We start from the raw sequence: 12,971 nt of genomic DNA, 5'->3' as shown, positions 1-12,971 counted from the left end.
GCTCCGCAATGAATGGACGTGGGCGACATGGTTTCAGCTCTCCTGGGACGCCACGGCAGCGGGCGGCATCGGATGGTGTTGTTCGCGCGCCGCCTTGCGATGCGCAAGCCGGCTGTGCACGCCGGCAAACACCGCCGGCACGAAGAAGAGGGTGGACACGGTCGCGAACAGCAGGCCGCCGATCACGGCACGGCCCAGCGGTGCATTCTGCTCCGCGCCTTCGCCGAGGCCCAGCGCCATCGGGATCATGCCGATGATCATGGCCAGCGCCGTCATCAGCACCGGCCGGATGCGGGTCGCGCCGGCTTCCAGCGCGGCCGACAGCGGTGGCACGGCGGCGGCCAGCCGCTCCCGCGCGAAGGCCACCAGCAGGATCGAGTTGGCCGTCGCCACGCCCATGGTCATGATCGCGCCGGTGAGCGCCGGCACGCTCAGCGTGGTGCCGGTGATGAACAGCATCCACGCGATGCCCGCCAGCGCGGCCGGCAGCGCGGTGATGATGATGGCCGCATCGATCCACGACTGGAAGGTCACCACGATCAGCAGGTACACCAGCACGATCGCCATCGCCAGGCCGACGCCCAGGCCGATGAAGGAATCCTGCATGGTCTGCACCTGGCCGCGGATCGTGACCTGGTTGCCGCGCGACAGCTTCGGTCGCATCTCGTCCACCAGCTTCTTCACCTGGCCAGCCACGTTGGCCAGGTCGGTGCCCTGCACGCTGACGTACACGTCGATGACGGGCTGGATGTTGTAGCGCGACACCACCGTCGGCATGCGCGCCGCGCGCGCGTCGACCAGGTTGCCCAGCAGTTGCGGCGGCTGGCCGCCTTGCCCGGCGCCGCCGACGGGAATGTTGAGCAGCGCGTCCAGCGAGTCGATGTTGTACTGCGGCGTCTGCACCGCGACGTTGTAGACCACCCCGTTCTGCGGGTTGAGCCAGAAAGCCGGCGCCGTCTGCGAACTGCCCGACAGTGCGATCAGCACGTTCTGCCCGACATTGGACGCCGTCAGCCCGTACTGCTGCAGCCGCGTGCGGTCCATCTGCAGGCTGAGGCTGGGTGCGTCCAGGCGCTGGTGCACGTGCGCATCGACCGCGCCGGGGATCGTGCGGATCTGCTTGACCAGTTCCGCCGCGCGGGCGGCATTGCCGGCCTGGTCGTTGCCGCTGAACTGCACGTCGATGGCAGCGGGCAGGCCGAAGTTCAGGATCTGCGTGACGATGTCGGCCGGCTGGAAGAAGAACTCGGTGCCGGGGAAGCGCTTGGGCAGTTCGGCGCGCAGCAGGGTCACGAACTTCTCGGTGGGCTCGTGGCCGTCCTTCAGCGACATGAGGATCTCGCCGTCCAGCGTGCCGATGGTGCCGGCGTTGCTGTACGAGAGGTTGATGCCGCTGTTCGGCACTCCGAGGTTGTCGAGGATGGTCTCGAGCTGGTCCTTCGGGATCAGCTCGCGGATGGCGCGCTCGACGTCATCGGCCAGCCGCGCGGTTTCCTCGATGCGCGTGCCGGTCGGCGCGCGGATGTGCAGGCGGATCTGGCCGCCGTCCACGCTCGGGAAGAAGTCGCGGCCCAGCACGCCGAACAGGCCGCAGGACAGCACGCAGAAGCCGAGGAACAGCGCGATGAACGGGCCGCGCCGGGACAGCACGGTCGACAGCACCAGCGTGTAGGCGCGCCGCACACGTTCGAACTGCCGGTCGAAGCTGCGGTACATGCGCTGCAGCAGGCTGGGCTTCGCAGCGTTGGCATTGGCTTCATGCACGCCGCCCATCAGCAGCATCACCAGCGTCGGCACCAGCGTGCGCGACAGGATGTAGGAGGCGAGCATCGCGAACACGACCGCCTCGGCCAGCGGCACGAACAGGAAGCGCGCCACGCCCGTGAGGAAGAACATCGGCACGAACACGATGCAGATGCACAGCGTCGAGACGAACGCCGCCGCGCCGATCTCGCCGGCACCGGTTTCGATCGCCTCCTTCAATGGCGTGCCCATGTGCAGGTGCCGCTCGATGTTCTCGATAGTCACGATCGCCTGGTCCACCAGGATGCCGACCGAGAGCGCGAGCCCGCCCAGCGTCATGAGGTTGAGCGTCTCGCCCATCGCGTAGAGCACCAGGATCGACGCCAGGATCGAGAGCGGGATCGTCAGCGCGATGATCAGCGTGCTGCGCCAGTTGCCCAGGAACAGCAGCACCATCGCGGCGGTCAGCGCCGCCGCCAGCGCGGCCTCGGCGACCACGCCTTGCACGGCAGCTTTCACGAACAGCGACTGGTCGAACAGCGGCGTGATCTTGATGTCCTGCGGCATGCCCTGCGCCGCCGCCGGCAGCAGCGCGCGCAGGTTGGAGACGATGTCCAGCGTGGAAGCGCCGCCGTTCTTCAGCACCGACAGCAGCACGCCGCGCACGCCGTCCTGTCGCACGATGTTGGTCTGCGGCGAGAAGCCGTCGCGCACCTGGGCCACGTCGCGCAGGTAGGTGGTGGCGCCGTTGACGGTGCGCACCGGCAGGTCGTTGAGCCCGGCGATCTCGTCGGGCGAGCCGTTCATGCGCACGTTGTATTCCGTGCCGCCCAGCTTCACGGTGCCGGAAGGCAGGATCAGGTTCTGCGTGTTGACCGCATTCACCACGTCGGCCGGCGACAGGCCGCGCGCCTGCAGCGCCTTGGTGTCGAGGTCGACCGAGATCACCCGGTTCTTGCCGCCGTACGGAAATGGCACGGCCGCGCCGGGAATGGTGATGAGTTGCGGCCGCAACTGGTTGATGGCCGCGTCGAAGAGGGAGTTCTCCGCGCGCGTCGGGCTGGACAGCGCGAGCTGGATCACCGGGATGCTGGAGGCCGAGTACTTGATGACCAGCGGCGGCGTGATGCCGGGCGGCAACTGGCGCACTTGCGTCTGCATCGAGGCCACGACCTGGGCGATGGCGGTCTCGATGTTGGCGGTCGGCTGGAAGAAGACCTTGATGACCGAGATGCCGGCCAGCGACTGCGACTCGATGTGCTCGATGTCGCTCACCGTGGTGGTCAGCCCGCGCTCGCTCTGGCCGGAGATGCGCTGGCCCATCTCCTGCGCCGGCAGGCCGCCGTAGTTCCAGATGATGCTGATCACCGGAATGTTGATTTCCGGGAAGATATCCGTGGCCATGCGCAGCAACACGAAAGGCGTCGCCAGCACGATCAGCATCGCCATCACGATGAAGGTGTAGGGGCGGCGCAGGGCGAGTTGGACCATATAGTCACGAATTGTTACTTCATTCGGAGGCGGGCGCCATCATACGCACGGCATGAGCACATTTGGTGCCTGCCGCGAGGCTTTACGTTCCCGAAACAAACCCACCCCCCCGGCGTCTGCGACGCGCCCGACGGTCGCCAGACGCGTCTGCTCTTGCGGGCCGTCGAAGCATGCGCAGACAGGCTCCGAGCCGCGTCCCTCAGTCCTCGAAATGGCGCACCCAGCGGTCCGGCAAAGCCGGTTCCGCGGGTGCCCACGAACAGGCATTGTTCGCTCTGATTTCACGCGTTGCGGGTCACACGCGAGCGTGGTGGCGTACTGACGCCAAGTCGCGGTCGCGGGGGCGACTCAGCCTCCCGGCGGCGGCGGGTCGCTCCAGAGCGTCCCGCCGGTGGCCCAGTCGTGCTTGGCGATGTCGAAGAAGAGGATGTCGACGGAGCCGGGCGAGCCGCCGAGCGTGCGGACGGTGGCTTCGGTCAGGGCTGCGGCAAGGGCGCGCTTCTGCTCGACGGTTCGGCCTTCGAAGAGTTCGACGCGGATGGTGGGCATGGTGGGTTTCTCCTTTGACAGTGTTGTGATCCGGAATCGTGACAGTCTGGGGACGTGCCGAGAACATCGGGCATCCGCCTCCGTGGCGGTTCATCCCTCGCGATAGTCTGGCTCGCTGCGGTCGAGTCGACGCAGCAAGGCCGGCCATTCGACATCGCCGTCCCACTCGCTGCCGTCCCCCACCCATTCGGCGTAGGTGCGCGCGGCCAGTGCGTCGCTGACGACGCGCACCGCACCGCCGGTCGCCGCCATCGCGCGCAACTGCGCCTTGGCGGCGCGCTCCAGCAGGTGCATCAGCATCCAGGCCTCGGCCACGGTCCGGCCGACGACCAGCGTGCCGTGGTTCTCCAGGATCAGGCCGTCGAGTGCGCCGAGGTCGGCGACCAGCCGCCTCTGCTCGTCCGCGCCGAGCGCCAGCCCCTCGTAGGCATGGCGACCGAGCCGGCGGTAGAGCCGCATCGCGTACTGCGAAGTCGGCTGCAGGCCCTCCGGCAACATCGACAAGGCCACGCCCCAGGGCGTGTGCAGGTGGATCACGCATTCGACCTCCGGCCGCGCCGCGTGCACCGCGCCGTGGATCGCGAAACCGCTCGGGTTGACGCGCGCGCCCGAGCCGTCGACCACCTCGCCGCGCAGGTTCACCTTCACCAGGCTCGACGCGGTGATCTCGTCGAAGGTCGCGCCAAAGGGGTTCAGCAGGTAGTGGCCGGGCTCACCCGGCACGCTGGCCGACAGGTGGGTGTAGACCGTGTCGTCCCAGCCGTTCTGCGCGGCCATGCGGTAGGCGGCGGCGAGGTCGGTGCGGACTTGCTGTTCGGTGCGGGCCGGGCGTTGGCGGCGGTCGGAGTTCATGCGAGGCAGGTGGTCACACGGGGGAGGGAGCGCCACTTTAGCGCTGCCGTCCGGCGCCCGCCCGCCAAGCACATGCCGGGCGATTCCCGTACGATTTCTCCCGCTCAAAACCACAACGGAGACATGCATGCCTGACACCTATGTTCTTGTCCACGGCGCCTGGCACACCGGCGCCGAGATCGAAGCCGTCGCCGACGTCATGCGCGAGGCCGGCCACACCGTGCTGTGCCCGACCGTCGCTGGCAACCGGCCCGGCGACGACCGTGCGACCACCGGCCTGGCGCAGGCGATCGATTCGATCGTCGGCTTCATCGAGGAGAAGAACCTGAGCGATGTCCGGCTCGCCGGCCACAGCTACGGCGGCATGGTGATTTCCGGCGTGGCCGATCGCATCGCGGCGCGGCTGAAGCGGCTGGTCTACATCAACGCCTTCGTGCCGCTCGACGGCGAGTCGCTCAACGACATGGTGCCGCCGCACTACGTCGCGATGTTCGATGCCATCGCGGGCGCCGGCAACAACGCGGTCAACCTGCCCTTCGAGATCTGGCGCGACGCCTTCATCAACGACGCCGACATGCTGACCGCGCAGGCGGCGTACGCCAAGCTGAACCCGCATCCCTATGCCACCTTCACCGACAAGATCAAGCTGAGCCAGCCGCTGGCCGCGCTGGCGCTCGGCAAGTCCTACGTCAATTGCCAGCAGGACATCGCGCTGCCGCACAGCATGCCGTGGCATCCGCGGCTGTCGGAGCGGCTGGGGCTGTTCAGGCTGGTGGAATGCCCGGGCAGCCACGAGATGTTCTTCTCGAATCCGCAGCGGCTGGCGCAGGCGATTCTGGAGGCGGGGCGGGACTGAGCCTCAGCCCGGATTCTTGACGGGTAGATCCAGCCGCAGCCTGGTCACATTCGGATCACCAGGATCGCGCTGCGCCTTGAACCCCAGCTTGCGCGCCAGCGCCAGCATCCCGCGGTTGTCGTAGAGCGTGATGTCGGCCAACCGCTTGACGCCGGCTTGCTCTGCCGCCGCGATGAGGCGGCGCATGAGCTTCTCGGCCAAGCCGCGGTGCTGCCAGGCATCGGCGATCACGATGGCGAACTCGGCGGTGTCGAAGGTCTCCGGTGTATCGCCGCGTACATATCGTGCGACGCCGACTTCATGCACCTTGCCGTCGGCTTCGTGCGCCAGGGCGATCAGCGCGAGTTCGTGCTCGTAGTCGACATCGGTCATGCGGCGCAACTCGGGCTCTTCGGGAATCCGCGGCGACAGCAGTCGCGCGAAGCCGGTGGCTGGTGACAAGTGGTGCACGAAATCAGTGTGCAGTGCCAGGTCGTTGGCACGGATCGGCCGGATGCGGCACTCTGTGCCATCGGCCAATTGGAAGTCTTCTGCGAGATGACTGGGGTAGTCCATGCTGCCTCCATGCCAGAACGATCGAAGGATCCGCTTCGCCGAACCGCTGTTTGCTGCCCTCGGCGAAGGTCGGGCTGCCCGCACGAATCGAGGCCACCCGCGCTGTTCAGCTCAGCCGATGACCTCGGGCCAATCGGTATGAAACCACTGTCCTTCAGGCTTGTCGGTTCGCTCGTAGGTATGCGCGCCGAAGAAGTCGCGCTGCGCCTGCAGCAGGTTGGCCGACAAGCGCGCCGAGCGGTAGCTGTCGTAGTAGCCCAAGGACGCACTGAAGGCCGGGACCGGGATGCCGTTGGTGACGGCCAGCGCCACCACCTCGCGCCAGTTCTGCTGCGTGCGATTGAGCAGGTCCTTGAAGAAAGGCGCGAGCATCAGGTTGGCCAGTTGCGGCTCGCTGCGGTACGCCTCGGTGATGCGGTTCAGGAAGCGCGCGCGGATGATGCAGCCGCCGCGCCAGATCGACGCGATGCCGCCGAAGTCCAGCCCCCAGTTCTTCTTCTCGCCCATGGTCTTGATGAGGTCGAAGCCCTGCGTGTAGCTGATGACCTTCGACGCATAGAGCGCGTCGTGCACCTTGGCGACCAACTCCGCCTTGACCTTGTCGAGCGCGGGCGTCGGTCCTTGCAGTTGGGTGCTGGCCGTTACGCGCTGCTTCTTCTGCGATGACAGCACGCGTGCCTCGACGGCGGCGTTGATGGTGCTGATGACCACCGCGTTCTCGGCCGCGTTGAGTTGCGTCCACTGGCCCGTTCCCTTCTGGCCGGCCTTGTCGAGGATCAACTCGACCAAGGGCTTGCCCGTCTCCGGATCCTTCTGCTCCAGCGCCTTGCCGGTGATCTGGATCAGGTAGCTCTGCAGTTCGCCTTCGTTCCATTCGTTGAAGATCGCGGCCATCTCGGCGCTCGTGAAACCGGCCGCCTTGAACAGGCTGTAGGCCTCGCAGATCAGCTGCATGTCGCCGTACTCGATGCCGTTGTGGATCATCTTCACGTAGTGGCCCGCACCGCCCGGGCCGATGTGGATCACGCAGGGCTGGCCGTCGACATGGGCCGAGATGCTCTCGAAGATCGGCTTCATCACCTCCCAGGTGGAGGCCGGACCCCCCGGCATGATGGCTGGCCCCTTGCGCGCGCCTTCCTCGCCGCCCGACACGCCCGCGCCGATGAAGCGCAGGCCCTTGGTCGTCAGGTACGCATCGCGGCGCTCGGTGTCGGTGTAGAGGCTGTTGCCGCCGTCGATGACGATGTCGTCCTTCTCCAGCAGCGGAATGAGTTGCTCGATGACCTGGTCCACCGCAGCGCCGGCCTTGACCATGATCTGGATCTTGCGTGGCTTGGCCAGGCTCTGCACGAAGGACTCGAGCGTGTCGCAGCCGACCAGCTTCTTGCCCGGATGCTTCGCCACGAACTCGTCGGTGACGGAGGGGGTGCGGTTGTAGACGCTGACCTGGAAGCCGCGGCTTTCCACGTTCAACACCAGGTTCTGGCCCATCACGGCCAGGCCGATCAGGCCGAAGTCGCTCTTCTTGTCAGTGCTGCTGCTCATGTTGTCCTCTGTCCTTGGGGTGTGCGGCGGCGTCAGGTCGCCAACCGGGAAGCATTGTGCCGGTCATACGAATGGCGATGTGGCCGGCCACCAGGGAAGCCCGCAGAATGAACATCCTGTCCACATCAAGCTCCCTCGAGTTTTCCTCATGGCACGTCCCGCGCCGGATTGTTCGCTGGAGCCCGCGGCGCGGACGCTCCGGCTGTGGCTGTGGCTGTGTGCGGCCGTCGTGGGCGCGCTGGCTGCAGGCGCCACGGTGGGCCTGCGCTGGCTGACGCAAGTCGTCGAATGGCTGGCCACAGGGGGCAGCGGCGGCCTGGTCGAGGTCGCGCGCTCGCTGGCGCCCTGGCACCGCGCAATGGTTGTCGCGGGGGGCGGACTGGTCGCCGGGTTGCTGCTGGATGCCGGCCATGCCTGGGCCCGGCGCGGACCGGGGGGCGACCGTCACCTCGACTACATCGATGCCGCCCGGCAAGGCCGGGTCGACCTCAACGACCGCACGACCTTCACGCGCACGGCCTCCGCGGTGGTGTCGGTCGGCACCGGCGCGTCGATCGGGCGCGAGGGGCCGATGGTCCAGATGGCCGCGTGGCTGGCCGCACGCCTGGCGCAGCTGCTGCCGTTCACCCCGCCCGAGCGCAGCATCCTGTTGATTTGCGGGGCGGCAGCAGGCATCGGGTCGACCTACCACGCGCCGGTGGCCGGGGTCGTGTTCGTGCTGGAACTGGCGCTGGGGTTCTTCGCCCGGCGAACCGTGGCGCCGGTGCTGATCGCGGTGAGCACAGCGAGCGGCCTGATCCACTGGCTGCTGGATCCGGCGCCGCTCTATGTGATGCCAGTCGCCCACCTGCATTCCGCGAGCCTGGGCGTGGCGCTGCTGGCCGGCGTTTTCTTCGGGCTGGCGGGTTGGGGCCTGCTCGCCTTGCTGAAGCATTGCCGCCTGCTGTTTGCGCGTGTGCCGACGTACGCACTGCGGCTCGGCCTGGGTGGGTTGCTGGTCGGGCTGCTGTCCGCGGCCATGCCGGAAGTCTGGGGCAATGGCTACAGCGTGGTGTCGCGGGTGCTGCAGGAGGGCATCGCGTGGCAAACGCTGGCGATGATCCTCTTGCTCAAGGTGCTGGCCACCGCGTTGAGTTCGGGCAGCGGGGCGGTGGGCGGCGCGTTCACGCCGTCGCTGTTCGTTGGCGCCGCTGCGGGCTGCGTGCTGGCCCAGTTGGCCATGCTGTGGCTACCGGCCGCGCTGGTCGGCGACCCGCGCGCGATGGCGGTGATCGGCATGGCGGCGATGCTTGCAGCGATGACGCATGCGCCCGTGATGGCCATCGTCATGGTGCTGGAGATGACCAACCAATTCCACCTGGCCATCCCGGTGATGCTGGCCAGCGGCATGGCCTATGCAGTGAGTACGGGATTCGGCGCGCACCCGCTGTATGGCAACCCGATCGAGGTTGACGAGTCGGGCAAGACTTGAGATGAAGCCTACCGCGCGCATGCGCCTGCGGCGGCCGGCGGCGCGGGGCGGTCGCCAGAGGCAATTGCTCTTGCACGCCGTCCGAGCCTGCGCAGACAGGCTTGGAGCTGCGGCCTTCAGCCGCTCAAGGGGGCGGCGCACCCAGCGTCCCGGCAAAGTCGGTTCTGCTGGTGCCCACAAAACAGGCATTGCCCGCCCTGCCAAGTCCGCCTTGCCCGGCGCACCGATCACGGCGCACCGGCCGTGCCTCAACTTATTGCGGCTGCAGGTTGATCGCCTTGGCGATCGCGCGATAGCGGGCGGTTTCCGCTTCATAGAACTTCGTGGCCTCCGCCGTGGACACCGGTGCCGAAGGCGTCGCCATCTGGACCGCGAGTTGCGTGCGGACGGACTCTTCCTTCAGCGTGGCCACGATGCCGGCGTGCAGCTTGTCGACGATCGCATCAGGCGTTGCCTTGGGCACGAAGAAGCCGCTCCAGATCGTGTATTCGAACTTAGGCAGTTCCTTGCCCTCGGCCGCGGTGGCCACGTTCTTCAGGAAGGGCGAGCGTGTGGCGCCAAGCTGGCCGATGATCTTGATGCGGCCCTGCTCGGCCAGCGCGCCCATCGCGGAGCTGTAGACCAGCACGGCAAAGTCGACCTGCCCGCCACCCAGGTCCTGCAGCAGCGGCGCGTTGCCCTTGTACGGCACATGGCTGAGCTTGATGTTGGTGCGCTTCTGCACGTCTTCCAGGATGAAGTGGTAGAGCGAGCCGATGCCCACGCTGCCGTAGTTCAGCGGCTTGTCGGCCGACTTGCGCGCCAGCGCGATCAGTTCGTCGACGTTGTTGGCGGGCAGGTCCTTGCGCGCAACGAACACCATCGTGGCGTCGGTCATCGGGTGGACCAGGCGGAATTCCTCGGCCTTGAGCTTGATCGCGGCGTTGGCCAGCGACGCCAGGATCACTTCGTTGGGGCTGCCCTGGAAGATGTAGCGCCCGTCGGCCGGCGCGGACAACACCTTCTGCGCCGCGATCGAGCCGCTGGCGCCGCCCAGGTTCTCGACGATGACCTGCTCCTTCAGCGCAACGCCCAGCGGCGTGGCCACGATGCGGGCCGTGGAGTCCGAGGGTCCGCCTGCGGGGTAGGGCACCATCAGGTTGATGGGTTTGCCGCCGACCTGCGCGTGTGCGGCACCCGCGGCCAGCAGCAACGCCGCCAGCAGGGCACCGAGTTTCTTGAAATGGGTCATGTCTTGCCTCCTGAAAGTTTTAGTTGGATTGCCATGCTGATGCCAATGCAAAGATTCCGATGCATTCCTCGATGACGTTGGCGAGGATATGAGTGAAAAAGCGCATGAGCCAGCGGATAAACGCGATGCCGGTGGGGCCAATCCCGGGGCCGCGGCAATTCTGGAGGCGCCCGTCCGGGCCGTTTCGTAAAGGAGACGCGCCGCGCCGACGGCTATGCCGCAGACGTTCCAGCGCCGCAACGCCTCCGCCATTCCAGCAGCTCGAAGCCGGCCATCCCGAGCCCCATCGCCAGCACGAAAACCAGCGCCTTGGGCTCGCCCAGGCCCAGCGCCACCAGGCCCGGGCCGGGGCAGAAGCCGGCGATACCCCACCCCACGCCGAAGACCAGGCTGCCGAGCACCAGCCGGCGGTCGATGCGGCCTGCAGCGGGCAGCTTCATGTCCGCGCCCAGCAGCGAGCGCGTGCGCCGTCGCGCCGCCAGGAAGCCGAGCGATGCGACCGACACTGCGCCCCCCATCACCAGCGCCAGCGACGGGTCCCAGCGCCCGAACAGATCGAGAAAACCCAGCACCTTGGCCGGGTTGGCCATGCCCGACACCAGCAGCCCGACGCCGAGCACCAGGCCCGCGATGAACGAAACCAAGGCCTGCATGTTCACCCCCACAGATGGCGAATCGCGAACACCGTGACGAAGCCGGCCGCCGTGAAAGTCAGCGTCGCGACCATCGAGCGCGGCGAGAAGCGCGACACGCCGCACACGCCGTGCCCGCTGGTGCAGCCCGACCCGTAGCGCGTGCCGATGCCGACCAGCAGCCCGGCCACGGCCACGCCGACGAATCCGATGTCGACCTGCACCGGCGCCATCGCACCGAACAACCCGAAGACAAGCGGCGCGACGACCAACCCGAGCAGGAAGGCGAGGCGCCATCCGACGTCGCCGCGCGCGGGCCGCAACAGCCCGCCCATGATGCCGCTGATCCCCGCGATGCGGCCGTTGAGCAATGCGAACATGCCGGCGGCCAGGCCGATCAACGCGCCACCCGCCAGCGCATGCCAAGGCGTGAACGCGGCCCAGTCGATGGCAATGCCGAGCGAAGCCATCACCTCAGCCCTGCGCTCCGGCTGAAGGCGCCGGCCGCAGCCCCATCGCCTCGTACACGCGCATCGCAGCCCAGGCATCGTTCGCCGCGTAGCGCAGCTGCCCTTCGCTCAGGTGCTTGCTGGACCAGTTCGAGGTGCTCTGCTTGCGTGACTTGCTGAAGCGCTGCCCGAACACCAGCGCCACCGCGGTCTTCACGCCGACCGAATTCTTGTAGCCGCGGCGCCGGAACACCGTGTCGAGATCGATCACCGCTTGCGGCTCCACGCCCAGCTTGGCGCGGATCTGCGTGCGGTCGCTGGAGAGGCCGAAGCCGACCTTGGTCAGCGCGCTGGAGGCCAGCAGGCTCGCGGCGGCGGCGCGGCAATCGGCGTCGTGCAACTGGAACACCCAGGCATGGTCGAGCGTGGCCAGCTGCAGCGTGTGTGGGCCGCTCGACACTTCGTTCTTCAGGAAGGTGGGCTTGGATTCGGTGTCGAAGCCGACCACGTCGAGCCGGCCCAGCGCTGCCAGGGCACGTGTCGCGTGTTCCGCGGTGGCCACCAGTTCGATGTCGGGCATGTCGAGTCCGGGGAACTCTGCGAGCAGCGCGATTTCCTCGCGCGTGGGCAGTGGGGGTGGCGGCGTCGTGATCATCGGGTGGCCGCCTTGCGGGGTGCTTTGGTGGTCTTCGCAGCCTGGGCGGTCCTTGTGGCCTTCGTGGCCTTTGCGGCTTTCGTGGTCTTGGCGGCCTTTGGCGCATGGCCGGATCGCATGGCAGCCTCCCAGGCAAGACGGCCCCAGCTCGCGGCCTCCTCGCGGTCCTCGAACACATCGGCGGGCGCCTGGCGGTAGGACGTCTGCATCATCTTCCCGGCCCGGAGGTATTCGAAGTGGGGCAGGGCCAGCAGGTCGAAGTGCGCGACGTTCTCCGCATCGGTCTTCAAGTAAAGCGTCTCGGCGACAACCAACCCGATCATGCGGCCCTCGTGGAAGATGCCGTGGCCGCCGAACATGCGCTTCGCCTCGATGCGGCCGAAGCGCTCGAAGACCTCATGCAGGCTGGAAACAAACTCGCTCATGCCCTGGTCCTTGCCGTGTTGGATGGGCGCGCCGACAAGTCAGCGTTCGTTGCCCGGGTCGCAATGGTAGGCAACCCGCGGCACGCCCGTGCCCGGATGCCGGTCGATCGCGCCGGGCGTCAGGCCGCAGCGCGCGTAGAAGTGCTGTGCGTTGACGTTGTCCAGGGCCACGTGCAGCTTCCATCCCTCGGGCATGCGGCGGCTGGCTTCGTCGATCAGCTTGCGCCCGAGGCCCTGGCCCTGCACATGCCGGTCGACATACAACTGCGCGACATAGCGGTGCGCCGTGTGCAGCACCATGAAGCCCAGCACCTGCTTCTCGCGTTCGAGCAGCCGCAGTTCGCTGGGCGGCCCGAACTCCGCCTTCACGCGTGCGAGCCAATGCCCGATCGGCTCCAGCACCACCGAATCGCGGCGCGCCGAAGACCACGCGCGGCGCCAGATGCCGGCCACGGCGACGGCTTCCTCGTGCGTGAGGCGGCTGTCGCGGATGTGGGCGGTGGGCGCCGGGGTCATG

General features: G+C 67.6%; 13 protein-coding genes. 2 read left to right on the top strand and 11 right to left on the bottom strand.

The genetic code is table 11. The annotated features are described in order from the left end of the window. Nucleotides 1-33: 33 nt before the first annotated feature. From WKW82_RS18915 to WKW82_RS18905, 3 genes are all read right to left on the bottom strand, one after another. Nucleotides 34-3,234 (bottom strand): efflux RND transporter permease subunit, encoded by a 3,201-nt coding sequence (locus WKW82_RS18915; protein ID WP_340343858.1) that lies wholly within the window; start codon nucleotides 3,232-3,234, stop codon nucleotides 34-36. 348 nt (nucleotides 3,235-3,582) lie between these two features. Beyond that, nucleotides 3,583-3,783 carry a 4-oxalocrotonate tautomerase gene (locus tag WKW82_RS18910; protein ID WP_340343857.1) on the bottom strand — a complete coding sequence of 67 codons (201 nt, stop codon included), beginning with the start codon at nucleotides 3,781-3,783 and terminating at the stop codon, nucleotides 3,583-3,585. A gap of 90 nt (nucleotides 3,784-3,873) precedes the next feature. Then, nucleotides 3,874-4,635 carry a class II aldolase/adducin family protein gene (locus tag WKW82_RS18905; RefSeq protein ID WP_340343856.1) on the bottom strand — a complete coding sequence of 254 codons (762 nt, stop codon included), beginning with the start codon at nucleotides 4,633-4,635 and terminating at the stop codon, nucleotides 3,874-3,876. A 127-nt stretch (nucleotides 4,636-4,762) separates the two neighbouring features. On the opposite strand from WKW82_RS18905, the gene WKW82_RS18900 reads away from it, so the two are divergent. Beyond that, nucleotides 4,763-5,491, top strand: coding sequence for an alpha/beta fold hydrolase (locus WKW82_RS18900; RefSeq protein ID WP_340343855.1), 729 nt, complete (start codon nucleotides 4,763-4,765; stop codon nucleotides 5,489-5,491). A gap of 3 nt (nucleotides 5,492-5,494) precedes the next feature. On the opposite strand, the gene WKW82_RS18895 is transcribed toward WKW82_RS18900, so the two are convergent. Next, nucleotides 5,495-6,046: a GNAT family N-acetyltransferase gene (locus WKW82_RS18895; RefSeq protein ID WP_340343854.1), complete on the bottom strand. Its 552-nt coding sequence runs from the start codon at nucleotides 6,044-6,046 to the stop codon at nucleotides 5,495-5,497. A gap of 111 nt (nucleotides 6,047-6,157) precedes the next feature. After that, complete coding sequence (gene gnd / locus WKW82_RS18890; protein ID WP_340343853.1) at nucleotides 6,158-7,591, bottom strand: decarboxylating NADP(+)-dependent phosphogluconate dehydrogenase; 1,434 nt, start codon at nucleotides 7,589-7,591, stop codon at nucleotides 6,158-6,160. A 148-nt stretch (nucleotides 7,592-7,739) separates the two neighbouring features. On the opposite strand from gnd, the gene WKW82_RS18885 reads away from it, so the two are divergent. Continuing rightward, entirely contained in the window at nucleotides 7,740-9,062 is a 1,323-nt protein-coding gene (locus tag WKW82_RS18885) for a chloride channel protein (RefSeq protein ID WP_340343852.1), read from the top strand. Between the two features lie 253 nt (nucleotides 9,063-9,315). On the opposite strand, the gene WKW82_RS18880 is transcribed toward WKW82_RS18885, so the two are convergent. From WKW82_RS18880 to WKW82_RS18855, 6 genes are all read right to left on the bottom strand, one after another. Then, on the bottom strand, nucleotides 9,316-10,293 hold the full coding sequence (locus WKW82_RS18880) for a tripartite tricarboxylate transporter substrate binding protein (protein ID WP_340343851.1): 978 nt from the start codon (nucleotides 10,291-10,293) through the stop codon (nucleotides 9,316-9,318). A gap of 212 nt (nucleotides 10,294-10,505) precedes the next feature. Next, nucleotides 10,506-10,946 carry a DUF6691 family protein gene (locus tag WKW82_RS18875; RefSeq protein WP_340343850.1) on the bottom strand — a complete coding sequence of 147 codons (441 nt, stop codon included), beginning with the start codon at nucleotides 10,944-10,946 and terminating at the stop codon, nucleotides 10,506-10,508. Nucleotides 10,947-10,948: 2 nt separating this feature from the next. Further along, the gene (locus WKW82_RS18870) at nucleotides 10,949-11,380 is read right to left on the bottom strand and encodes a YeeE/YedE family protein (RefSeq protein ID WP_340343986.1); all 432 of its coding nucleotides are present in this window, start codon (nucleotides 11,378-11,380) and stop codon (nucleotides 10,949-10,951) included. A 19-nt stretch (nucleotides 11,381-11,399) separates the two neighbouring features. After that, nucleotides 11,400-12,029, bottom strand: coding sequence for a 3'-5' exonuclease (locus WKW82_RS18865; protein ID WP_340343849.1), 630 nt, complete (start codon nucleotides 12,027-12,029; stop codon nucleotides 11,400-11,402). Then, entirely contained in the window at nucleotides 12,026-12,454 is a 429-nt protein-coding gene (locus WKW82_RS18860) for a TfoX/Sxy family protein (RefSeq protein WP_340343848.1), read from the bottom strand. The genes WKW82_RS18865 and WKW82_RS18860 overlap by 4 nt, the downstream gene beginning before the upstream one ends. 39 nt (nucleotides 12,455-12,493) lie before the next feature. Beyond that, the gene (locus WKW82_RS18855; protein WP_340343847.1) at nucleotides 12,494-12,970 is read right to left on the bottom strand and encodes a GNAT family N-acetyltransferase; all 477 of its coding nucleotides are present in this window, start codon (nucleotides 12,968-12,970) and stop codon (nucleotides 12,494-12,496) included. Nucleotide 12,971 lies beyond the last annotated feature (1 nt).

It is taken from the genome of Variovorax rhizosphaerae, from assembly GCF_037889975.1.
Classification (GTDB): domain Bacteria; phylum Pseudomonadota; class Gammaproteobacteria; order Burkholderiales; family Burkholderiaceae_C; genus Variovorax; species Variovorax rhizosphaerae.
This window is presented reverse-complemented; position numbering and strand designations above follow the sequence as displayed.